This window comes from Desulfotignum balticum DSM 7044, assembly GCF_000421285.1.
Taxonomy (GTDB): Bacteria; Desulfobacterota; Desulfobacteria; order Desulfobacterales; family Desulfobacteraceae; genus Desulfotignum; species Desulfotignum balticum.
This window is the reverse complement of sequence record NZ_ATWO01000001.1, coordinates 4372444-4394602: the sequence shown is the minus strand read 5'-3', so window position 1 is coordinate 4394602 and position 22159 is coordinate 4372444. Positions and strand designations below refer to the sequence as shown.

18 protein-coding genes, 1 pseudogene and 1 riboswitch are annotated in these 22159 nt (G+C 51.9%); of the genes and pseudogenes, 7 read left to right on the top strand and 12 right to left on the bottom strand.

Annotated elements, in window-relative coordinates; translation table 11 throughout:
• The first annotated feature begins 277 nt into the window (after positions 1–277).
• The 5 genes and pseudogenes from K365_RS0121990 (at position 278) to K365_RS0121970 (ending at position 4274) form a co-directional block, all read left to right on the top strand.
• Entirely contained in the window at positions 278–1168 is an 891-nt protein-coding gene (locus tag K365_RS0121990; protein WP_024336328.1) for a glycyl-radical enzyme activating protein, read from the top strand.
• 179 nt (positions 1169–1347) lie between these two features.
• A pseudogene (locus K365_RS0121985) lies at positions 1348–1533 on the top strand (ISNCY-like element ISDol1 family transposase); the annotation flags it as partial.
• A 267-nt stretch (positions 1534–1800) separates the two neighbouring features.
• Positions 1801–2235, top strand: coding sequence for a hypothetical protein (locus K365_RS28925; protein WP_245569241.1), 435 nt, complete (start codon positions 1801–1803; stop codon positions 2233–2235).
• Positions 2236–2849: 614 nt separating this feature from the next.
• Complete coding sequence (locus K365_RS26095) at positions 2850–3173, top strand: hypothetical protein (RefSeq protein ID WP_024336325.1); 324 nt, start codon at positions 2850–2852, stop codon at positions 3171–3173.
• Positions 3174–3554: 381 nt separating this feature from the next.
• Positions 3555–4274: a FadR/GntR family transcriptional regulator gene (locus K365_RS0121970; protein WP_024336324.1), complete on the top strand. Its 720-nt coding sequence runs from the start codon at positions 3555–3557 to the stop codon at positions 4272–4274.
• A 200-nt stretch (positions 4275–4474) separates the two neighbouring features.
• Here the strand turns inward: K365_RS0121970 and K365_RS26890 are convergent, their stop codons facing one another.
• The 5 genes from K365_RS26890 to K365_RS0121935 all read right to left on the bottom strand — a co-directional run bounded on the left by K365_RS26890 (position 4475) and on the right by K365_RS0121935 (position 10486).
• Entirely contained in the window at positions 4475–4927 is a 453-nt protein-coding gene (locus K365_RS26890) for a CPBP family intramembrane glutamic endopeptidase (RefSeq protein ID WP_024336323.1), read from the bottom strand.
• Between the two features lie 283 nt (positions 4928–5210).
• A complete protein-coding gene (locus tag K365_RS0121960; RefSeq protein WP_024336322.1) occupies positions 5211–6323 on the bottom strand; it encodes a response regulator in 1113 nt (370 codons plus the stop codon).
• Positions 6320–9211 (bottom strand): CHASE domain-containing protein, encoded by a 2892-nt coding sequence (locus K365_RS26885; protein WP_024336321.1) that lies wholly within the window; start codon positions 9209–9211, stop codon positions 6320–6322. The genes K365_RS0121960 and K365_RS26885 overlap by 4 nt, the downstream gene beginning before the upstream one ends.
• A gap of 154 nt (positions 9212–9365) precedes the next feature.
• Entirely contained in the window at positions 9366–9572 is a 207-nt protein-coding gene (locus K365_RS26090; RefSeq protein ID WP_051147892.1) for an NUDIX domain-containing protein, read from the bottom strand.
• A 641-nt stretch (positions 9573–10213) separates the two neighbouring features.
• Entirely contained in the window at positions 10214–10486 is a 273-nt protein-coding gene (locus tag K365_RS0121935; protein ID WP_006967693.1) for a DUF2442 domain-containing protein, read from the bottom strand.
• A 378-nt stretch (positions 10487–10864) separates the two neighbouring features.
• Positions 10865–11033: riboswitch (cobalamin riboswitch) on the top strand.
• A gap of 86 nt (positions 11034–11119) precedes the next feature.
• On the opposite strand from K365_RS0121935, the gene thiC reads away from it, so the two are divergent.
• Complete coding sequence (gene thiC / locus K365_RS0121925) at positions 11120–12424, top strand: phosphomethylpyrimidine synthase ThiC (RefSeq protein WP_024336319.1); 1305 nt, start codon at positions 11120–11122, stop codon at positions 12422–12424.
• 3 nt (positions 12425–12427) lie between these two features.
• Positions 12428–13489 carry a nicotinate-nucleotide--dimethylbenzimidazole phosphoribosyltransferase gene (gene cobT / locus K365_RS0121920; RefSeq protein WP_024336318.1) on the top strand — a complete coding sequence of 354 codons (1062 nt, stop codon included), beginning with the start codon at positions 12428–12430 and terminating at the stop codon, positions 13487–13489.
• A gap of 76 nt (positions 13490–13565) precedes the next feature.
• Here the strand turns inward: cobT and K365_RS0121915 are convergent, their stop codons facing one another.
• From K365_RS0121915 to K365_RS0121885, 7 genes are read right to left on the bottom strand one after another with little or no spacing between them, the layout of a single operon-like run.
• On the bottom strand, positions 13566–13907 hold the full coding sequence (locus tag K365_RS0121915) for a Na+/H+ antiporter subunit G (protein WP_006967689.1): 342 nt from the start codon (positions 13905–13907) through the stop codon (positions 13566–13568).
• Positions 13908–13931: 24 nt separating this feature from the next.
• The gene (locus tag K365_RS0121910) at positions 13932–14201 is read right to left on the bottom strand and encodes a K+/H+ antiporter subunit F (protein ID WP_006967688.1); all 270 of its coding nucleotides are present in this window, start codon (positions 14199–14201) and stop codon (positions 13932–13934) included.
• Positions 14195–14719, bottom strand: a complete 525-nt coding sequence (locus tag K365_RS0121905) for a Na+/H+ antiporter subunit E (protein WP_024336317.1) — start codon at positions 14717–14719, stop codon at positions 14195–14197. The genes K365_RS0121910 and K365_RS0121905 overlap by 7 nt, the downstream gene beginning before the upstream one ends.
• Positions 14719–16287 carry a monovalent cation/H+ antiporter subunit D gene (locus K365_RS0121900; protein WP_051147891.1) on the bottom strand — a complete coding sequence of 523 codons (1569 nt, stop codon included), beginning with the start codon at positions 16285–16287 and terminating at the stop codon, positions 14719–14721. Before K365_RS0121900 ends, K365_RS0121905 begins: the two co-directional genes overlap by 1 nt.
• Entirely contained in the window at positions 16284–16622 is a 339-nt protein-coding gene (locus K365_RS0121895) for a Na+/H+ antiporter subunit C (protein WP_006967685.1), read from the bottom strand. The genes K365_RS0121900 and K365_RS0121895 overlap by 4 nt, the downstream gene beginning before the upstream one ends.
• Entirely contained in the window at positions 16622–19465 is a 2844-nt protein-coding gene (locus K365_RS0121890) for a monovalent cation/H+ antiporter subunit A (protein WP_024336315.1), read from the bottom strand. The genes K365_RS0121895 and K365_RS0121890 overlap by 1 nt, the downstream gene beginning before the upstream one ends.
• On the bottom strand, positions 19462–22077 hold the full coding sequence (locus tag K365_RS0121885; RefSeq protein WP_024336314.1) for a GAF domain-containing protein: 2616 nt from the start codon (positions 22075–22077) through the stop codon (positions 19462–19464). Before K365_RS0121885 ends, K365_RS0121890 begins: the two co-directional genes overlap by 4 nt.
• Between the last annotated feature and the right edge of the window lie 82 nt (positions 22078–22159).

Here is a 22159-nt window from a genome sequence, read left to right as displayed (position 1 = left end):
ACCTTTGACATGGAGCATGCCCAGGTTAGGTTAGAATTTTTTTCAGGGACCACAGGTGGAATTGGTCTGTCCTGGTTCCTGGAAACATGGGTTTGAGTCTCCATGTCAAAGGCAGTCATGGCTATTCCAATTTGATTCCGATGTTAATGGAATGATGCAGTGACTATTCGATTGTCAACGGACTTTGTCTACGACGTGGCACTCAACAATTACAAAATTTAAAACATTTCCGCTATCACACGGAAATAAGCGAGGGGCGCAGGAGGTTGTCTGAAATATGGAAAAAGGAATAATTTTCGATATAAAAAACTTTTCGATCCACGATGGCCCAGGAATAAGAACAACTGTCTTTTTGAAAGGTTGCCCGCTTCGATGCCTTTGGTGCAGTAATCCGGAATCGCAAAAAGTGCGACCAGAGTTAATGATGTACCCTGAAAAGTGTGTTGGTTGCGGTAAATGCGTTGAGGTTTGTCCAACAGGAGCAGCAGAGGCTACCCAAACCATCAGGGAAAAGTGCAAGGGCTGCGGCAAATGCGTAGAAGTCTGTGAGGCCGAGGCAAGGAAGCTTATAGGAAGATGGGCGACATCCGAGGATATTGTTGAAGAAGTTGCGAAGGACAAGATTTTTTATGATGAATCCGATGGGGGAGTAACTTTGAGTGGAGGGGAGGTTGTTATGCAGCCGAAATTTGCCACTGAAATTTTTAAGATGTGCCAGGAGCAAGGTATTCATACTGTACTGGATACAACCGGCTACTGTAAATGGGAAATTTTTTCGGAAATAATAAGATATGTAGACCTGGTCTATTTCGATAACAAATGTATCATTCCGGAACAGCATATGAAGCTAACTGGGGTAGACAATGGGATGATTTTAACGAATCTAAAAAAGATGGATGAAGTAGGAAAACCTTTTTCCGTCAGAATGCCAATAATTCCAAGCCTTAATGATTCTGAAGAAATATTGCAAGCTACAGGAGAGTTTTTACGGGAATTAAAATCAAATTTTACTGTGTTCCTTTTGCCGTTTCATGCATACGGCGCTTCAAAATACGAGAGATTGGATCTTACCTATAAGCTTGGAAAACAAAAAAACCTGGGTAAAGAAAAATTAGAGCCGATAAAAAATATACTAGAAGAATATGGATTGAAAGTCCAACTGCAGTAATGCTTATTACATGAAACCGACAGACCCAAGAATGAAATGAACAAAAGTCTATCAGCACCTTTTCGGGTAAGGCTTTCTGTACCGTCGATGGAATGTTGTGAATCATGAAACAGCGTTTGAGGACATCGGCAAGCCACCGCGATCCATAATCCGGTTGATCCGTCTTGAAGGCAATCTCCGCAGACAGCGGACTGGTCGAACAGATGCTGGATCGCCAGAATCGGGCTTACGGACGCTACCCGCTGAAAGTTGCCCTGGAAGGTGGTTTTGCATCCAAAGGCAATCTGGACAAGACCAAAGGGATCAAAGATGTCTGCTTTGTCAAAAAACGAGGTCTTGAAGAGACAGACATGTGCCGCAGGCACTTATTGAGAAGTTACAAATTTAAGAACAAAATTGTTGTGATTTAAACAGGATAAGATAGCCCAAGAGGTTAAGTCGGTTTTTCAGCAGTAATTCTCGGTGAACCTAAGAATGCTGTAAAATCGGCTATTGTGTGACAATTATCTTGTCCGGTTGACGACAATTAACGTGTCCGGTTAATCGTGGTAGAACCCCAACACTAAAATCCATCAAAAACGGAGGTGTCGATGTCAGGTAAACCCATAACCGAGCAACAGACAAGGATATATATGAGCACAAAAAACAAAGGGCATATCCAACAAACTGCAGCCGCAAAGGCCGGCATATCAGAACGTTCAGGTTGCCGCATTGAAAAAGGAGAAGTTACCCCGGGAGGTATAGCCGTACGCTATTGGAGAACGCGTAAGGATCCTTTCAAAAACATCTGGGAAAAAGAGGATCTGGATCAGGTTTACCTTTTGGAGTGGCAGGATCACAAGGGTGCCATCCACAGATATGAATGGATCAATGATATCAGGTTGAATGGGAACAAATCCGCCCCGCTGGTCAATTTTTTGAATACAGCATCATCCGGGATGGTGATAAAATCACCTATACCAACAGCTGGGTCACTGATATCCGGGTTACTGACGGCAATGTTGCAAAGCTTGTCAAAGCCGGTCGGGCCAAATGGAAAATTGAAAATGAAAATTTCAATACCCTGAAAACTCTTGGCTATCATGCTGAACACAATTTTGGTCATGGGAAAAAGAACTTATCATTCAATTTTTTCCTATTCACCCTGCTGGCTTTTTTTATGCATCAAATCATTGAACTCAGAGATCCTTTGTACCAAATAGCAAGGGCCAAATTCAGCGCAAGAAAAGAATTCTGGAACCAGTTGCGTTGTACAATCCGGGTCATAATATTCGAAAATTGGGAATCACTGTTTGGTTTTGTGATCTCTCCTCCAACCGATATTCGTGCTCCATGAAAATTTGGTTCGCCCGATCAACAAATGGTTGTGTCTCATCAAGGCCGTTTCAGGTCAATGGATCTCTGTTGGCATCTATCCGGTTTTCTTGACATTTGCCACAAACCTGATACATAAATGGCTGCGATTTGGGCTGAAAAACCCTAATTCGCAGCTGACATCGGACTAAATTTTGGTGGATTGACATTTTTCTGGGAATTTTAGACCTTCACTGAAAATTGCTGGTTTTTCAGTATCAGAAAAAGGAGATTTGGAAAAAATAGAAGCCCGTAAAATTTGTTGAAAAAAGGGTTGAACAAGCTGCCATACAACTGCTATGAGAGAATAACAAAAGGAGATTATGGCATGCACACAGCAATCACTCCGCAAACATTTTGCGGACGCAATTTTTCGACCGAAGACCTGTTGATGATAAAGGAAGTCGTCACCACTTGTGGCAGTACCAGTCGCTATGAACTGGCTCATACCATATGTGAGCTGTTGGAATGGAAACGTCCGGGTGGCGGCCTCAAGGCCCGGGAGTGTAAGGATCTTTTGGAGATTCTGGAAAAAAAAAGGTTCTGGAACTTCCGGAGAAAAGAAAAACCGGTTATATTGGTTCTCAGAAGTTCAAAGAAGAGGCACAAGAAGAGGTGCCTTACGGCGGAAGTACCAGTACCGGAAGCGTAGAAGAGTTTTCACCTCTGGATATTGAGCTGATACAAACCCGGAAATAGCGAGATCTGTTACGGGCTCTTCTGAGCCGATACCATTATCTGGGGCATGCCATGCCGTTTGGCACAAGGTTGCAATACCTGGTCCATGTGACCCGTCCCCGGCAATAACATCACGTCTGCGGGCGTTACTTTCAAGCAGGGATTTTGATGAGTACTGGAAATTTCACGAAGCGTGTAAATATAAGAAGAACCATCAGGATCTGTATGAAAACGGCATTGACCCCGCCACCACGCTTCTGAATCACACGACAAGCGCAAAAAATTAAAAATCATCAAGTGATTGTTACGACTATTTGAATAAAAAGAGAGCAAAATATCGAGGAAATTTTTGAAAATGCAAAAGAGCCGTACCCAAATTAAAAGTGAATCCGCCCCTGAAAAAATCATTAAGCAAATCGTTAAAGATATTGAGTCTGGTAAATTAAAACCAGGGGATAAATTACCTAACCACCAGGAGATGGCTAATTATTATGGTGTCGGACGGTCCTCAATTAGAGAAGCGATCAACGTCTTAATAGTTATGGATCTTATCGTAGCTATGCAGGGCAAAGGTACTTTTGTAAAGGAGAGGACTGTTAAAACTGAACCTGTTGAATCCGGTATATATAATATTTTTAAGTCCGCCAGTATTTACAATCTCTGGGAAATCAGAGAGGTTTTGGAATGCTATTCGGTCAGAAAAGCGGCTGAAGTTATCAGTGAGGAACAGATTGTTTTATTGAAAGAAGCTTGTGAGAGATTGGCAGAAAGCTATAAAAAAGATCATTTGTACCACCTGAAGGAAGACAACAACTTCCATATGGTGATCGCTCAAGCTGCAAAAAATCCCGAACTTGGGGAAATTATAAAAGAGATACATTCAATAGTTAATAAAAAAATGTCAATTATTTTGAAAACTTCCTCAACTGGTAATATTAAGAAAGCGATAAATACATCAAAGAACATCGTTGGATTTATAATTTCAGGGGATGGCTCGAGTGCGGAACGCGAAATGCGAGAGCATCTGGGGATTGCCAAAGAAGCTTTTATTAAGTCGCTTTTAGATGAAATTTAATCTCATCGAGTTATTTAGCGTGCCATTTATTTGAATAAAAAGCGTTTGTAACTATCGGTCAAGGTCATGCACTGCATAGACCTCATGATTGTTTTGGTATTCAATACTTTTCAAGGTCGTGAATTGTTATACTATGGATAATTATTTTTGGGTAGCAAGGTGGCTGGCAGGACCCGTTGGGTAACGTTGGCATTACACGATCAAAAGAACTGGAAAATTGATTTGGGAATCACCCCGGAAAAATCAATGAAGTTGACAAAAAAATGGGCCAGCATCATGGCGTATAGAGAACCAGTCCGCATGTAGGCGATCATGAGCACGGCTCCGATAAGACCGGTGATGAGGACGGCGGGAAGGCCCAGGCACCAGTGGGCCAACCCAAAGGCTGTAGATGACATGACAATGATCACACCCGGCGACAGCGCCATTTGCCTGAAAACGGCATGTAGATACCCCCTGAACACCAGTTCCTCGCACAGGGCAACCAGAGCAAGCCCCAGAGTGAGATCGATCCAGTCCCAAAAAGGTGAAGTTATGGCGGGCATGCCACCTAAAGGAGGGTATCCGGGCAGGTCGGCTTTAAGGGTATAGGCATTCTGATCAATAAGGGTGCAGACCAGGGTCAGTCCAAGGGTCCAGGCTATAAAGGTCATAACCCCTTGGGATTTAAATCCCAGTTCCTGGCAAGAGAACTGTCCGGTCCTGATCAGCCAGGCCGCACCAGCGAGGGGCACAAGCTTGACCAGAACATAGTCAATCCCGAGCCACCACCGCCAGTCCTCGATGAAAATGGATGCAAAATCGGCTGGTCTTTCCTGCCAGGGTCAGGAAGCCGCTGTCGGATAGATGCAGGACCGTTCTTGACAGACAGCGGAGGTGATCAACAGGGAAGGCCCGGTTCAATTTGAATCTCAGCAGCCGCAGTCTCTGGCAGCGTCACTCAGAAGGTGACATGATGTCATGACCTTTTATTTGTTCCCTTACTTGAGCCAGTTCCAGATGGATTGAGTTAAAGGCTGCCACAATGTCAGGGTCAAAGTGGCTTCCATTGCCTTCCCGGATGATCCCGCAGCTTTTTTCGTGGGAAAACGCCTTTTTGTAAGGCCGTTCCGACCGGAGCGCGTCATAGACGTCGGCGACGGCCATGATCCTTGCGCTCAGGGGGATATTCTCACCGGACAGGCCGTCCGGATACCCGGACCCGTCCCATTTTTCATGGTGGGAGCGGGTCAGTGCGATCCCCATGTTCACAAACGCGTTCTGGGGATATTTGTTTCTGACCTGTTGCAGGGTCATTGCCCCGATGGTGGTGTGGGTCTTGATTATTTCGAACTCCTCTGTATCCAGTTTTCCGGGTTTGAGGAGTATGCTGTCCGGAATGCCGACCTTGCCGATATCGTGCAGCGGTGCGGCATGATAAATATTTTCGATAAAGGTTTTATTGATACTGCCGGAATACCTGGATTTTTCCGCGAGCACTTCGGCAAGCATTCGGCAGAAAAGCCGGGTGCGCTCGATATGCCGGCCGGTCTCATCATCGCGGTATTCCGCCAGCTTGGACACGGCATGGATGGTGGACAATTGAGACTCTGAAATCTCTCTGACCTTTTCCCGCACCAGTTCTTCCAGGTAAAGATTGTGTTTTCGAAGTTCCTGCTGCATCTGCCGGAGACTGAGGTGGGTTTTGACCCGGGCCAGGATCTCCTCTTCCTGGAACGGCTTGGTTACATAGTCCACACCGCCTTCGGTAAACGCCCTGATTTTGTGTTCAGTGTCTGCCAGAGCACTGATGAAAATCACGGGAATATCCCGGGTCGCCTCATTTTCTTTGAGCCGGGCGCACACCTCAAATCCATCCATTTCAGGCATCATGATATCCAGTAGAATCAGGTCTGGCTGCTTTCTGACCAGTGCGCCCAGGGCGGTGCGGCCGTTTGGAAACTGCATCACCCGGCACCCTTCTTTCTTGAGCAGTTGTTCGAGCAGCTTCAGGTTGGCTGGTGTGTCATCTACCAGCATGATGGTTGCTTTTTCGTTGGCAGGGATCATCCAGTTTCCTCCTTGTTTCCGGTTTCAGCCTTGTTTGATAATACACGAAACAGTTTGTCATAGTCATACTGATCCGCCAGGGTTCGTAGCCTGTCTGCGGTCGGTTCATCTGTTTCCCGGACCCGGTCGATCAATGTCCCCAGTTCCGTCATATCCCCAATTTCCACTGCCTGGCACATGGCCTGGACCAGGTCTGCGGACAGGATCCCCAGATCTTCCGGCTTCAGGGACCAGGCACTGGTTTTACGGGATGCCTGGCCGGCGTCATTTGCATAAACAAAAGTGATTCCCAGGGCATGTTTCAGCGCTTCAAACATTTCCTCCGGTCTGAACGGTTTACGAATGAACGCATCGGTTCCGGCATTCTGAATGTCAGATCGGTTGTCTTCAAATGCGCTGGCAGTGACGGCAATGACCGGTGTGACCCGTCCCTTTGGCGTTGACTTGATCCGCCGGGTGGCTTCATATCCGTCCATGACCGGCATCCGCATATCCATGAGCACGGCATGGGGCGCCCATTTTTCAAAGAGGGTCAAAGCCTCGGCCCCGTTGGCTGCCTCTTTGATTTCAAACCCCACCGGCTGAAGAAGATCATGGAGAAGCATGCGGTTTTCCGGTTGATCATCCACCACCAGTATCCGCCAGGGTCCGGTGCCGGGCGCGATGCCGGTCACCTGCGGTGTAACGGCCGCCGATGGTTTGTCAGCCTGTTCGGCCGGCTGAACCGTGATATGAAAGAAAAAGCAGCTGCCTTTACCCACCGTGCTTTTCACGGTGATGGTCCCGCCCATGAGCTGGATCAGTGCCCTGGAAATGGCCAGCCCCAGTCCGGTACCCCCGGCTTTCACCCCGTTATCGGCCTGTTGGAACGGTTTGAAAATTTGCCCCAGTGCTTCTTCTGAAATACCGCAGCCACTGTCTTCCACTTCAAACCGGAGATGCAGGTCCTCTCCGGGACCTCCGGTCCGGCTGCCGGCTGCATCTGCCCGGATACGCAATCCCACTCCGCCGGATTCCGTAAATTTCAGGGCATTTCCCAGCAGATTGACCAGTACCTGGCGGAGCTTGCCTTCGTCACCTTTCACATACTGCGGCACGTTGTCCATCCGTTCCACGTTGATCGCCAGCCCCATGGCTTCCGCCCGGGAACGGAACATCAATTCCAGGTCATCCAGCAGGTCATGGAGGGCAAAATCGGAGATGTTCAACGACAGCTGGCCCGCTTCGATCTTTGAAATATCCAGGATATCGTTGATCAGGTTCAGCAGGTGCCGGCTGCTGCGATTGACGGTCTGTACCTGCCGGGCCTGCACTGGAGTCAGGGATGTATCCCGCTGGAGCACTGCGCCGAACCCGATAATGGCATTGAGGGGTGTGCGGATCTCATGGCTCATGTTGGACAGAAAAGCGCTTTTTGCCTGGTTGGCTTTTTCTGCGGCCCGGCGGGCAATGCGGTCCTGCTCCGCCTTTTTTTCGCCGGTAATGTCTTTGATCACCAGCAGCACGCTTTGAAGGGTTTGTTTGGTATCCCTGATAGGGACGGCGGTCATGTGAAAATCCAGGACACCTTCAGATGTCGATGCCTGCCTTTCAGTTTCGCAGGGACGGCCGTCCGCCAGCACCTGTTCCACGGGACATCCCGTGCATGGTTCTGTTCTGCCCGGAACATGTAAAACAGTATGGCAGAGCGGTTTGCCTGCCGTATCCATGCCCGGAAACCACCGGTGCATGGTGGCATTGACCGACAGCACCTCCATTCCTCTGCCGATGTGGGCCACCCCCACGGGCAGATTGTCAAGCAGCAGCCGGTAGGTGTCATTGCTTTCCTGCAAAGCGGCGGTCAGCGTTGCTGCCAGGATTTTTGCCCGGTCATTCGTTTTTTCCAGGGCCCGCATCCATAGAAACGCCAGGATGCCTACGGCCAGACCGGCTGCCAGTATCCCCCGGGGGGTCCAGTGATCCACACTGGATTCAAAAGCACGGGTGCTGTTAAATTCCAGCACCCACTGCTGCCCATAAAGATCGAGGACCCGGCGTCGGGAGAACATCGGTGTGCCTTCCGGGCCGGCACCGCCGGAAAACCGGCTGCCGGCATATAACGGCACATCCGAATCAACGCTGCTGAACAGGGCAAAGGAAATATTTTCAGATGGGCTTGAAAAGATACCGGCCATCAGTTCATCGACAAAGATCATATAAGCCAGAAAACCCTCAATGGCCAGCCTTCGGTCTGCCGGATTATCCGGCAGATAGTGACCTTCAAACACGGGAAGAACCATGAGAAATGCAGCACGGTCTTCATCCATGGGCAGGCTTACCATTTCAGACATGGTAAACTCCCCAGTATCACAGGCCCGTTCCATGGCTGCTCTGACCCCGGGGATGGAAAAACCGTCCCACCCGAGGGTACGAGGATCCAGTGCTTCAAAGGGTTCCATAAACACCAGCGGGGCATAGATCGTCCGCTCGGCCGCCGGCCAGACCGCATAGTCGGGCATCCCTGTTGCCCGGATCTCCTGAATATGCCGGTCCAGCCGCTCTTGTCTGACCACGGAAAAAAAACCCACCGCATAAAATCCCGGATACAGGTGCTTGATCTGCCGGAACTCATAATAGGCCCGCCACTCCTGTCTGTTCACTTCTTCGGAGGCGGCAAACACCCCGGCCCCGCCCTGAAGAACCATCTTATAATTATGAAGCCGTGCCTGGATATCGGCACCGATTTTTTCTGTATACAGATTGAACCGGGCCTGCTCCCTTTCCCGGTTCGCTTCATTCCACATCCACCACAGCCAGGCCGTGATACAGAACAAAATCAGCAGTGTGGCATAGCGCAGCAGCTGTTTGAGGCTCACAAATTTTTGATCCCTGTTATATTCGGTTACCATGGCAGATCTCCTAGGTTATCAACTCTCCAAATCCAGGTGTTCCCATCCGGTCTGTTCCGCCATTTTTTCAATTCCGGGAGGCGGTAACTTTTGTCAGCCTTGTACCGGGTTCTGATACAGTGACACAACTTCCGCATACCGGGACGGCTGTTCCTCAGCTTCCAGCTTTCCAAACCACGGCCGCATGCTCCCGCAGGGTGATGGTAAAATCCGGATACGCATGGGTCCCTTGAACCAGGGTATGGTACACGGGCACCTGGACGGCCAGTTCCCCGGCAATTTCCCGGCAACGGCAGTGTTCCGAGGTTTCGCCTGGTTTGATTTCGCCGCCGGGAAACTCCCACTTCAAAGGTATGGACATTGCGTGGCTCCGCTATACCGCCAATATACAGCCGCCCTGTTCGATGATCGCACAGATGAGACGGGCAGGTGGTTTTTGTTCATTTCAAATTTTCATAATAAGTTCATGTGTGGATCAGTATATCTTCTCAAAAAGATTATCAAACTGTTTATCATCTTTATATCTGATCTCTTTTCATTTTTTGAAATGGTACAAACAAAAACAGATCTGCATTGTTTTTAATTGTCAAAACTCAACTATCTTGGTGGTCTTAACTCCCTGAAATCTCAACCATAGTTTCGCTATCATGAAATCCATATCAATGAAATGCCCGCTTGTCAATTGTTTTGGCCCAGGACAATCACATACCGGCTGATCACACCCGGGATGCCTTTTTTTCTGCATGGCAGCAACCACGACCGGGCTGAAGCGCTTTGATTTTCCAAGAAGTTCTCATGTCTTTGTCCCCCGAGATCAATGGGATCTGACCGGTACTTCAAGGTGACACCATTTTTATCTGTAAAGGGGATGATGATCGGACCTTTGCTGTCCAGTACATAGGCCATCTGTAGCAGGGAAAATTGGTAACGCCATTTTAACCCGCAGTTTTAGGAGTACCGCGGAGAAAGCCTTCAGGTTGGAACAGTTGATAACCTGGTTCATTAAGCAGATAAAAGTTGAGGACGTCGTGCGGGGATACCAAAAAGCATTCCTTCAATACTTATATCCTCATCAATGTCAGGCCAGTGAATACCTTGCCCAGTGCCGATTATTTCGTAATTTTGACGCTGTTTCGGAGTTGCGTCCGACAACCTCCAAGACCAGGCCAATGGAACACTTATTCTTCGACCGTCAGAAAGAAAGGCCGTTATCTCACTGTCTGTTATTTCTATGTTAGTCAATCTTGGTTCTGTAATTTCAACCGCAGTGCTCATGCCATGCCTCCAGTATTACTGTCATATTCGATTGAATTTTTTTTCCAATTGTAAAATATCAACCAGCTTGCCACTAGCCTTGATTCTCATAAACCTCAATGATACTCAAGGTATCCATAAAAAACTGCAACATTATATTTCACAATCGCCCCCGGAAGTCCAGCCGAAACCATCGATTTCCGGCAGGCAACCCACTCAAATGTCCGGCATTGGAGCCGTTTTGGCATGATTGCACAAAAAATTATGTGAGGGGATGAAATGTAAAAGTGGATCAAGCTGGAGATTCGCCTGCACGGGGCTGCTCTGTATTTGTGCAGGCTGCTGCCAGCATTGAAAATCTTTCTTGACGGGATTATACGAAACCAGTATAAACCCGGAACAGAATGTGTGTATCCCGGCAAACGGAACACGGTGAAATTCCGTGACGGTCCCGCCGCTGTAATCGGAAATATCTGTTTTTTCAACACGCCACTGCGTCAGCGGGAAGGCAGGAAAAAACAGGTTTAATGCCGAAAGTCAGAAGACGTGCCGGAATACCATGTGTGTAAAACCCGATGGCAAAGGGTTTTGCAGGAATTTAATGTCCTGTGAAACCCTTTTTGTGTTTTACAGGCAAATCATAGCGAGGATACTATGATCACTCAGCTGGAATCTGCCCGTCAGGGCATTCTTACGTCTGAAATGAAGTCCATTGCCGGGCAGGAAGGTCTGGATGAGACCTTTATCCTGGATCATGTGGCAAAAGGGGAGATCGTCATCCCCTGCAATCCCAACAGAAAACATCAGAAACCCGTCGGCATCGGCACGGGCCTGCGCACCAAAGTCAATGCCTCCATCGGCACCTCGTCGGATATCTGCGACATCGGTCTGGAGGTGGAAAAGGCCCGGGCCGCAGAAGAAGAATGCGCCGACACCCTTATGGAGCTGTCCGCTGCCGGTGACATGAACAAAATCCGGCGGACCGTTCTGGACAGCACAAACCTGCCCGTGGGCAATGTGCCGCTGTACCAGGCGTTCAAGGAAACCATCCAAAAATACAGAAATCCGGCAAAACTGGACCCGGAGTATCTGTTTGATCTCATGGAGCAGCAGCTGGCCGACGGATTGAGTTTCATGGCCATTCACTGCGGCATCAACCGGTATGCCATCGACCGCTTGAGAAAACAGGGGTTCCGCTACGGCGGCCTGGCCTCCAAAGGCGGGACGTTCATGGTGGCCTGGATGGATATCAATCAAAGGGAAAACCCGCTGTATGAACAGTTCGACCGGGTGTGCCGTCTGATGAAAAAATATGATGCCGTGCTGTCTTTGGGCAACGGGATCCGGGCCGGAGCGATTCACGACAGCCATGACCGGGCCCAGATGGCAGAGATGATCATCAACTGCGAACTGGCGGAGATCGGACGGGAAATGGGGTGCCAGACCATGGTGGAAGGCCCGGGCCATGTGCCTTTAGATGAGATTGAAGGCAACATCATGCTGGAAAAACGCATGTCCGGCAACGCGCCCTATTATGTGCTGGGACCCATCCCCTGCGACACGGGTGCCGGATACGATCATATTTCTGCGGCCATCGGCGCGGCCAGTTCGGCCCGGTTCGGGGCCGACCTGGTGTGCTACATCACCCCGGCCGAACACCTGGCACTGCCGGATGTTCATGATGTCAGAGAAGGGGTGAGAGCCACCCGCCTGGCCGTGCGTATCGGGGATCTGGCTAAGTATCCGGACCGGCGGGACACGGAAAAACAGGCGGCCCTGGCCAGAAGGGACATGCGCTGGGAGGACCTGTCCCGGCACCTCCTGTTCCCGGACATCGCTGAGGCCGTGCGTTCAGCCCGGGCCCCGGAAGAAAAACAGACCTGCACCATGTGCGGGGATTTCTGTGCCATGAAAAAAGGCATGGAACTATTTGAAACCGATATCAAAGAGAAGAGGTAATCTATGTCATTGCTTGAAACCACGATTTCAGAAATCCGGAAAGAACTGGACCCGGCCGCCCTGGCAGCGGCCAAAGACCGGCTGCGCAATCAGGCCAAACCCCCGGGAAGTTTAGGCGTCATGGAAGATATCTCCGCCCGTCTGGCCGCCATCAAAGGGACCCTTGACGTCAGGCTGACCCATAAGCGTATTGTCACCTGTGCCGGGGATCATGGTGTGGTGGAAGAAGGAGTCAGTCTGTTTCCGGCGGAAGTCACGCCCCAGATGGTGCTCAATTTTGCCGGGGGCGGGGCATCCGTGAATGTGATTGCCAAACATGCCGGGGCTGAGGTCAAGGCCGCGGATATCGGGGTCAACTATGATTTTGATCCGGCATTGCCCATTTTCCACAAAAAAGTACGCCACGGCACCGCCAATTTCACCAAAGAACCGGCCATGACCCGGAACGAAGCGATCCGTTCCATCGAAGCCGGCATCGAGATCGTCTCCGAGCTGGAAGCGGAAACCCCTGTGGATCTGCTGGGAACCGGGGATATGGGCATCGGCAATACCACGCCGTCCACTGCGGTGATTGCCGCATTCTCCGGCCTGCCCGTGGAAAAACTCACGGGCCGGGGCACGGGCATTGATGATGCGGCCCTGGCCAACAAAATCGCCGTGATTCAAAAAGGGCTGGATCTGCATACGCCGGATCCCAAAGATCCGTTGGATATTTTGTCCAAGGTGGGCGGTCTGGAGATCGGGGCCCTGGCCGGGCTGGTCCTGGGGGCGGCATCCCGCGGCATCCCGGTGATCTGTGACGGATTGATCTCCACGGCCGGGGCTTTGATCGCCTGCGAGCTGGCTCCGGCGGCAAAAAATTATCTGTTTGTGAGTCACCAGTCAGTGGAGATCGGTCATAAATATATGCACGACCGGCTGGGGCTGTCACCGCTCATCGATCTGAATTTCCGTCTGGGGGAGGGCACGGGTGCGGCCGTGTGCATGGAACTGCTGGATCTGTCCACCCGGATTCTGGCGGACATCAAAACCTTTGAAGAGGTGGGTGTGACCAATATCGACTAGCAAAATTTTATACAGAACCGGCCGGATATCCGCAGATCCCCGGCAAATATTAATTGAGGATCCAGGGCGGCTTTTTTCAGCGGTCTGTTGATTTCCGGCTGGTTTCCGGACTGGACTCTTTACGATGAAGGCCCTGGTGCAGGGCGGCCTTGGCCAGAAAATGGGCGCTCACCGGCGCTGTGATGAACAAGAACAATGTGATCAGCACCTCGTGAAAGCTGATGCCCTCCCCATGGAAAGAAAAATAGATGGCAGAAGCTATGGCCATGGCCCCCACCCCCAGGGTCGTGGATTTGGTGGGACCGTGGAGCCGGGAAAAAAAGTCGGGCAGGCGAAAGGAGCCAATGGATCCGGCCATGGCAAAAAACGCTCCCATGACCAGGAAAAATGACACCAGCAGTTCAATCACAAATGTCATTGGAAATTCCTTTTGTTTTTCCTGTTATTCAAGGATATCGCCCCGCATGAGAAATTTGCTGGTGGCCACGGTGCCGATAAATCCCATGACCGCAATGATCAGGGCCGCCTCAAAATAGACGGCGGAATGAAAAAATACGCCCATCAGGATAAACATGGCAATGGCGTCGATATACATGGTGTCCAAAGCCAGTATCCGGTCCAGAAGGGTGGGGCCTTTGAGCAGCCGGTACAGGTTCAGCAGCTGGGCCGCCGTCAGCAGGGCAAAGGCGACGGGGATGGCAATACTCAGCATGAAAATATCTCCTTTAAAGGGGCTTCATAACGGGTTTTAATGGTCTGCACCGCAAGCGCTTCATCGGCCACGTCCAGGCCGTGGACAATCAGGGTTTGGCGGCCTTCACTCACTTCCGCGGACACGGTGCCAGGGGTCAGGGATATCACGCTGGCCAGGATGGTGATCACCATGGGGTCCTGTGTGTCCAGAGGAATTTCAATGAACCGGGGCCGCAGCCGCGAAATGTCGGGCAAAAGAAACAGGCGAACCACCGTGATATTGGCGACAATCACATCGGTCACAAAGGTGATGAAGAAAAACCGGAACAGCAGGAAAGGTTTTGCAATCTTCGGCCGTTCCGGCCAGAACCGGTTGGTGAACCAGGGAATGGCAATGCCCAGCAGCGTGCCCAGCAGCAGATGACCAAAGGTAATGGTATTCACCAGAAACAGCCAGATAATGACCAGCACCAGGGTCATCAATGGATGGGGCAGCCACCGGTTGCCAGGAATGGGGGATTTTCGGTATGCGGGCATTATTCACCTCCGAAAGGATAGAGCAGCGGAAGCGACCGGTCCGGTCCCAGTACCGCCTCGATATAGTGAACCGGGTTGATGACATGGTCGGCAGCGGCAAAGGCAAACTCAGTGATCCCCCCGCCGAAAATAACCAGCAGCGGGCTGATGCAAAGCAAAACAGCGGCCGGGAACACATCTGCCGGCGCATAGACAGGGACAGGGTCATGGGAGGTTCCCCGGCCCGTCCCCGGTTCATCCTTTGGCAACAGTTTCCAGAAGATAATGATACCGGCCCGTCCCAGAGCCACCAGGGCCAACAGCCCGCTCCCCAGAACCAGTGCCCAGATCCAGGGCGCAGCGTTATTGCCCTGGACCGTCATGAGCATCATCACCTTGGCGAAAAACCCACTCAAAGGCGGCAGGCCGCCGATGGCCACGGCAGCGGTGAGAAACAGCAGTCCCAGGAGGGTGGGCTGGCCCACGGGTCGGTCCGGAATCAGTTCTGATCCGGCATCCGGCCGCTGCCGCCGGATCAGGTCCGCCACCAGAAACATGGCCGCGGTCATGAACGTGGTATGGGGCAGGTACACAATGGCGGCGGCAATGGCCTCTCTTTGAAAGGTGCCGATCACGGCCAAAAGCGTGCCCACGGACACAATGACCAGATAAGCGGTGATCCGCCGCAGGTCCCGGCTGCCTGCCACGCCGGCAGCCCCGGCCGCCAGGGTGATCAGGGCAGCGGGCAGAAGCCAGGCGCTTAACAGGCCGGCCCCGACCCCGGCAAATTCACTGAAGATCAGGCAATACACCCGCAGAATCACATACACCCCCACCTTGGTCATGACGGCAAACAGGGCCGCCACGGGGGCGCTGGTGAAACCATAGGCATCCGGCAGCCAGAAACACAGGGGCAGCAGGGCCGCTTTCAACGCAAACACGGCAAACAGAATCAGGCCGGCCGCCTGGAGCAGGGCCGCGTTTTCAGCCGGGGCTGCGGCCATGCGCACCGCCAGGTCCGCCATGTTCAGGGTCCCAAGAAGGGCATAGAGGATCCCCACCCCCACCAGAAAGATGCTGGAGCCCACCAAGTTGAGAATGACATAATGCATGCCGGCCCGGGTCCGAAGCCCCCCGCCCCCATGCAGCACCAGGCCGTAGGAGGACAGCAGCATGATCTCGAAAAATACAAACAGGTTGAAGATGTCACCCGTGAGAAAGGCCCCGTTGATCCCCAGCAGCTGGAATTGAAACAGGGCATGGAAATTCTTCCCCTCCCGATCGGTCCCCCGGGCCGCATGAGCCAGGCAAAGCAGGGCCAGCAGAGCGGTAATAAACAGCATCATGGCGCTGAGCCGGTCCAGGACCATCACAATGCCGAAGGGGGTGGGCCAGTCTCCCAGCACATAGGTCTGAATGGGTCCCTGGGCACTTTGAAAAAGCAGGATACCGGTTATGACCAGGACCGCCAGGCAGGAGGAAAGGCCCAGGATGCGCTGCCGGGCAACGGGCTGGTTGGCGTTCAGGATAATCACGGTCCCCATCAGCAGGGGCAGCAGCAGGGGACTGACAATCAGATGATTTATCATGCGGGGGGGTTCTCCTGCTGTCCGTCGACATGGTCGGTGTCAAGTTCTCCTAATGCACGCAAAGAGAGCACCACCAGAAACGCGATCATGGCAAAACCGATGACAATGGCGGTCAAAACCAGGGCCTGGGGAAGAGGGTCTGCGTACCGGGTCTGGTTGGGGGAAATAATGTCCGGCAGGTTGGTGTGCAGGCGGCCGGTGAGAAACAGAAACAGGTTGACGGCGTAACCCATCAGGGTCAGGCCCAGAATCACGGGAAAGGTGCGCGCCCGCAGCACGAGATAGACCCCGCAGGCGATCATGACCCCGAAACATGCCGATACCAGCCATTCCATCAATGGATCTCCTTTTCAATGGTTTTATTTTCCAGGGTTTCATCCATATGGGCTGAGAAAGAGACGGTCCGGGCATCCTCGGAATTGATGGACCCCAGTTTGACCAGTGTCAGCATCACCGACCCCACCACCACCAGATATACCCCCATATCAAAGGCCATGGCGCTGGCAATCTCAAATTTGCCGATCAGCGGCAGCTTGACATATTCATAGGTGCTGGTCAGGAATGGGTAATTAAGTGCCCAGCTGGTCAGGCCGGTTGCCAGGGCCAGTATCAGCCCCAGGGCCATGATCACGTGGTTGTCAAAATGAAACCGGGGCCGGGTCCAGACAATGCCGCTGGCAATGTACTGCAGGGTCAGGACCGTGGCGGTGATCAGTCCGGCGATGAATCCGCCGCCGGGATCATTGTGGCCCCGCAGAAAAATATAGGCGGAAAACAGCAAAGCCAGCGGCAGGAGGGGCCGGGTGATATTGACCAGGATCATGGGAAACCGGTCCCGGGTCCAGGGCCGGCCCATGTCATCGGTCACCGGGGCGTGGCGTTCAAATTGATGCAGGAGTGCGTAAATGATCAGGCCGGCGATGGCCAGTACCGTGATCTCCCCCAGGGTATCAAACCCCCTGAAATCCACCAGAATCACGTTCACCACATTGGTGCCCCCGCCGCCGGGAACACTGTGTGCCAGAAAGAAATCAGAGATGGTGTCATAGGGACGGGTGAGAATGGCCATGGCCATGGCGGCCGCACCACCGCCGGCCAGCACCGCCAGGAGGCCGTCCCGCCTTTTCCTGGCTTTTGAAGATTCCTTTGGTGTGGTGGTGGGAAGCAGGTGCAGGGCCATCATCAGCAGGATAATGGTCACCACCTCCACCGATATCTGGGTCAACGCCAGATCGGGTGCTGAAAACCGGGTGAACGCCAGGGCCACCACCAGACCCACCGTGCTCAGCATGATGATGGACAGAATCCGGTTCCGGTGGGTCTTGACCGTGGCCACGGCCCCGATGATCAGAATCAGTCCCATGACCAGGGTGACCGGATCCACCGGGGTTGCGGCAACCGGTCCCAGAAGCGGGGTTCTGGAAACGGCAAACGGTACGACTCCCAGGACCAGGGTGACACTGATGAGCACAAACAGATAGCGCTGCAATGACCCGTTTTCCAGGAACCGGATAGCACGGTTTCCAGCCTGAACCACCCCGGAAACAAGGGATTCAAACAGGGTTTTGCCGTCCAGGTATCGGGAACACCACACATGGACGTCAAACAATCTGTGCCGTTGCAGGTAAAACACCACTCCCCCTGCCAAAGCGACCATGCTCAAGACCAGGGCCATGTTGAATCCATGCCACACAGCCATGTGAAAGGCCGGCATGTCCGGGCCCAGGATGGCCCCGGCCCCGGCATTGACCAGGGGACCGGCAAAAAAGGCCGGAAAAATGCCCACCAGAACACACATGGCCATGAGAAACCCCGGTGACAGCGTCATGCCCATGGGCGGTTCATGGGGGGATCTGGGCAGGTCTTCTGCCGGCTTTCCCCAGAACACGCCAAGCAGCATGCGGATGGAATAGGCCACGGCAAACACGGCGGCCAGGGTGGATCCCAGCGGTACGATCCAGCCCATGGCACCTGTCAGGCCGGGCCCCAAGGTCTCAGCCAGAAACATCTCCTTGCTTAAAAATCCGTTGAACAGGGGAACCCCTGCCATGGCACCGCACCCGATCAAGGTCAGGCCGGCCGTCACCGGCATGGCCGTTTTCAGTCCGGACAACCGCTGGATATCTCGGGTCCCGGTTTCATGGTCAATGATGCCGGCCAGCAGGAACAGCCCGGCCTTGAATGCGGCGTGGTTGAAAATGTGGAACACGGCGGCAAATACCGCCAGCGGGGTGCCAAGGCCCAGCAGCAGGGTGATCAGCCCCAGATGGCTCACCGTGGAATAGGCCAGCAGCCCCTTGAGATCATCCTTGAACAGGGCCATGTAGGCGGCAAACACCAGGGTGATCAGGCCGGTGAGCGTGACCAGATAAAACCACAGTGGGGTGCCTCCCAGCACCGGTACCATCAGGGCCAGCAGGAACACCCCGGCTTTGACCATGGTGGCGGAATGCAGAAAGGCGCTCACCGGTGTGGGCGCGGCCATGGCATGGGGCAGCCAGAACTGGAAGGGAAACTGGGCCGACTTGGTGAACGCACCCACCAGAATCAGGATCAGGGTGATGGGATACAATGGATGGGCCTGGATGATTTGTTTGGCCGCCAGAATGTCTGTGAGTTCAAAACTGCCCACCATGTGTCCCAGCAGAAGGAACCCGGCCAGCATGGCAAACCCGCCACCGCCGGTGATCACCAGGGCCATGAATGCCCCCTGGCGGGCATCGGCCCGGTGGCGCCAGAATCCGATGAGCAGAAAAGAGCTGATGCTGGTCAACTCCCAGAACACCATCATCAGAAGCAGATTTTCCGACAGCACGATGCCCAGCATGGAGCCCATGAAAAAAAGCAGGTAGGTGTAGAACCGTCCCATGGGGTCTTGTTTGGCAATGTAATAGCGTGCGTATAGGATGATGAGCAGTCCGATGCCCAGTACCAGCAGGGCGAACAAAAACCCGAATCCACTGACCCGGAAGGCAAAGCTAAATCCTATGGCAGGGATCCAGTCCCGGGTGTAAACAGGCATTTCTCCCGTGAATACAAATGGGATCCAGAGCAGAAGCAGTATCAGGGAGATGCCTGCGATAAGGCCGGCGGAAGCGGCGTTGAGATGACGATTTTGAAATAAACAGGGGATAAATGCCCCCAATAAGGGGAGCAGCGGAATGAGTGCAAGGGTCATGGTGAATGATCGTGCTCCGGTCGGGTTTGGGAAAGCAGTTCAAATACTTTGAGTCCTTCGACTTTGGTATTTTCATCGGGGATTTTTATTTCATTGACTTTGACAGGGTGACGCAAAGACTTGATGGTTTTTTCGCTGATCAAAATGGAGTCCGGCAAATGCCTTGTCAGATCCTGAATATTGAACACGGAGTTGACGGCATCGCCGATGACGGTATAATCCATTTTTTTGTCAAATCCGATATTTCCCACCACCACTTCTCCGGTGTGAATACTGATGCCGATATGTACGGAAAGGTCCATTTTTTCTTTGAGATCGGCATTGAGACCGGTTAATGCCTGCTTCATTTCAATGGCAGCGGTAACCGCGTTGTCCGCGTCGGAAATGGTGGACAACGGTGCACCGAAAAGGGCCAGAAATCCATCCCCCAGGTATTTGTCCACAATCCCCTGATGGGTAAAAACGATTTCTCCCATGGTGGAAAAAAATGAATTCAATGCAGACACGGTTTTCTGGGGTCCGATAGTGGCCGCCATTCGGGAAAAATTTCTTAAATCCACATTAAGCAGGGTGATGGTTTTGAACTCTTCCATCAATGACTGGGATTGGACATCACCGTGAACGATCTTGTCCACAATGGCCTTGGGCACGAATTTTTGAAAAATCTGCCGGATGGCCCTTTCCTGGTCGGCAATGGACAGGGTTTCCTTGTAAAGACGGGAGTTTTCAATGGCAATGGACACTGAAGAGGCGATGGATTGAAGCAGCTGCTGATCTTCGGCCCCAAAATGACCGCTTGTTTTGTTGAGCACCTCGATGACCCCGATGACCCGGCCCTGGGATATCATGGGCACGCACAAAACCGACCGGGTGACAAAACCGCTGGCTTTGGCAATGGCGGAAAAAAACAGCCTGGAATCTTGAACATGGTTGTCGATGATACTGTCCCCTTTGGCGGCCACCTGCCCGGCAATGCTCTGGCCCAGTTGAATGGAAAAGTCGGTCAGTTTTTCCATGTCCACGTTGAACGCGGTTTTCAATTTCAGGACATTGTCTTCAATCAGCAGTAAAGATCCCGCTTCCACCTGCATGGACACACGAATCATGTCCATGGTATAAAAAAGCACCTGTTCGATATCAAACGTGGACGAGGCCAGAACACTGCCGATCTGTTTGATGGTGGACAGTTCGCTGGCCCGTTGCTGCGCGGATTTGGAGAGGCTGCTTTTTTCCATTGCCAGGGCAAATATATTGGTGACCAGATGGGTCTGGTTCTGATAATTCAGCACGTCGGCTTTGTTTTCATGAATAAAGACAAAACATCCGGTCATTTTTCCGGAATTGACCAAAGGATGGATCACTGCGGCATTCCCGCCATGAGACGAAAACAGGGCTTGCTCCAGCGGCGTGTCCATGGTCATGGCGGACAGATCTTCCACCACGGTGGTATCCACCTGGATGAACATGGATTCCAGCAGGGTCCCTTTGTATGAAAAGCGTTCTCCCCGCTTAAGCAGGTTGTTGTTTTTGGAGTAAAAATCGATCACCTGCACCTGGTCCGGCATGTCTGGATCCTTTAGCAAAAGCACGGTACCGCACAGGGGGATCATGCGAATCGTGTCTTTTAACAGGCTCTGATAGAGTTCAATATCCTTCATGCTGGAGTTGGTGGTGGAAATCAGCCCGGACAGGTGTTTTTCTTTCTGATCCGCTTTTTCCAGGTCTTTGAGCAGCCGGAGATTTTCATAAGTGAACGCTGCATTGGAGACCAGAGGAATCAACGCTTCCACATCTTCAAGGGTAAAAATATCCGCGGTTTTTTTCCGGGAAATGGTCATTACACCGATGATATCCCGGATGGTTTTAATGGGCAGGCACACAAAGGATTTGGACGCGTACTGGGCTTTGTTGATCCGTCCTAAACGGGAGTCTTTTTCAATATCTTCCACCACAAACGGGGCCTTGTTGATGACCGCGTATTTGGCCACGCTGGTGTGAAAGTCCACGGTATCGCCGATGTTCAATTTGTCTTCCTGGCCGATCCGGGCCTTGATGACGAAGTGCTTTTCCGGCAGGTTTTTTAAAATCAGAACAGAGCCGATATCTGCATGGGTGATTTTCAATCCCCGTTCAAGGGTGATGTACAGCAGTTCTTCCGGATCAAAGGTGACATAGCATAAATCAGACAGTTCTTTGAGGATGCTGATGTCGGACACTTTTCTTTCCAGCTGGGAAAACGTGGTTTGCAGCCTTTTTTCAAACAAATCGATACTTTTGGAAATATTGGCCACTTCATCGGTTCCCTTGCGGATACCGTTGCTTGTGAAATCTTTTTCAAGGGACCGGGTGAGATGGTTCGACAATTTGGATATTTTTTCAAATAACACCCGCAGGGTCACAAATCCGGCCAGAGAGCAGATCAGAAATGCCCCAAAGAAAAGGGGAACATACTGATCGTTCAAAAGGTCATAGGTGATTAAAAAATACAGGAGTCCAAAGGTGGGGATCAGAAAAAAGAAACCAAAGACAATGTTGAGTCGCTGGTAAAGCGATTTTTCTTTGGCAGATACTCTGGGAAGGATCATCTTTTTGATCTGATCCAAAATTGTCATCGACATGTCTGCCTGCCTGAAACAAGGGGCATAACTGGTTTCTCCAAGGCATCTTACCGTTAAATTTACAAGACCGGCCGAC

Coding starts and splice junctions, on each gene's coding strand:
- K365_RS0121895 (WP_006967685.1), bottom strand. CDS start 16,622: ATGGAATGGCTGGTATCGGCATGTTTCGGGGTCATGATCGCCTGCGGG.
- K365_RS0121910 (WP_006967688.1), bottom strand. CDS start 14,201: ATGCTGAGTATTGCCATCCCCGTCGCCTTTGCCCTGCTGACGGCGGCC.
- K365_RS26890 (WP_024336323.1), bottom strand. CDS start 4,927: ATGACCTTTATAGCCTGGACCCTTGGACTGACCCTGGTCTGCACCCTT.
- K365_RS0121970 (WP_024336324.1), top strand. CDS start 3,555: ATGCAAAAGAGCCGTACCCAAATTAAAAGTGAATCCGCCCCTGAAAAA.
- K365_RS28925 (WP_245569241.1), top strand. CDS start 1,801: ATGAGCACAAAAAACAAAGGGCATATCCAACAAACTGCAGCCGCAAAG.
- K365_RS0121890 (WP_024336315.1), bottom strand. CDS start 19,465: ATGACCCTTGCACTCATTCCGCTGCTCCCCTTATTGGGGGCATTTATC.
- K365_RS26885 (WP_024336321.1), bottom strand. CDS start 9,211: ATGGTAACCGAATATAACAGGGATCAAAAATTTGTGAGCCTCAAACAG.
- K365_RS0121885 (WP_024336314.1), bottom strand. CDS start 22,077: ATGACAATTTTGGATCAGATCAAAAAGATGATCCTTCCCAGAGTATCT.
- cobT (WP_024336318.1), top strand. CDS start 12,428: ATGTCATTGCTTGAAACCACGATTTCAGAAATCCGGAAAGAACTGGAC.
- K365_RS26095 (WP_024336325.1), top strand. CDS start 2,850: ATGCACACAGCAATCACTCCGCAAACATTTTGCGGACGCAATTTTTCG.
- thiC (WP_024336319.1), top strand. CDS start 11,120: ATGATCACTCAGCTGGAATCTGCCCGTCAGGGCATTCTTACGTCTGAA.
- K365_RS0121935 (WP_006967693.1), bottom strand. CDS start 10,486: ATGAGCACTGCGGTTGAAATTACAGAACCAAGATTGACTAACATAGAA.
- K365_RS0121990 (WP_024336328.1), top strand. CDS start 278: ATGGAAAAAGGAATAATTTTCGATATAAAAAACTTTTCGATCCACGAT.
- K365_RS0121915 (WP_006967689.1), bottom strand. CDS start 13,907: ATGACATTTGTGATTGAACTGCTGGTGTCATTTTTCCTGGTCATGGGA.
- K365_RS0121960 (WP_024336322.1), bottom strand. CDS start 6,323: ATGATCCCTGCCAACGAAAAAGCAACCATCATGCTGGTAGATGACACA.
- K365_RS0121905 (WP_024336317.1), bottom strand. CDS start 14,719: ATGCCCGCATACCGAAAATCCCCCATTCCTGGCAACCGGTGGCTGCCC.
- K365_RS0121900 (WP_051147891.1), bottom strand. CDS start 16,287: ATGATAAATCATCTGATTGTCAGTCCCCTGCTGCTGCCCCTGCTGATG.
- K365_RS26090 (WP_051147892.1), bottom strand. CDS start 9,572: ATGTCCATACCTTTGAAGTGGGAGTTTCCCGGCGGCGAAATCAAACCA.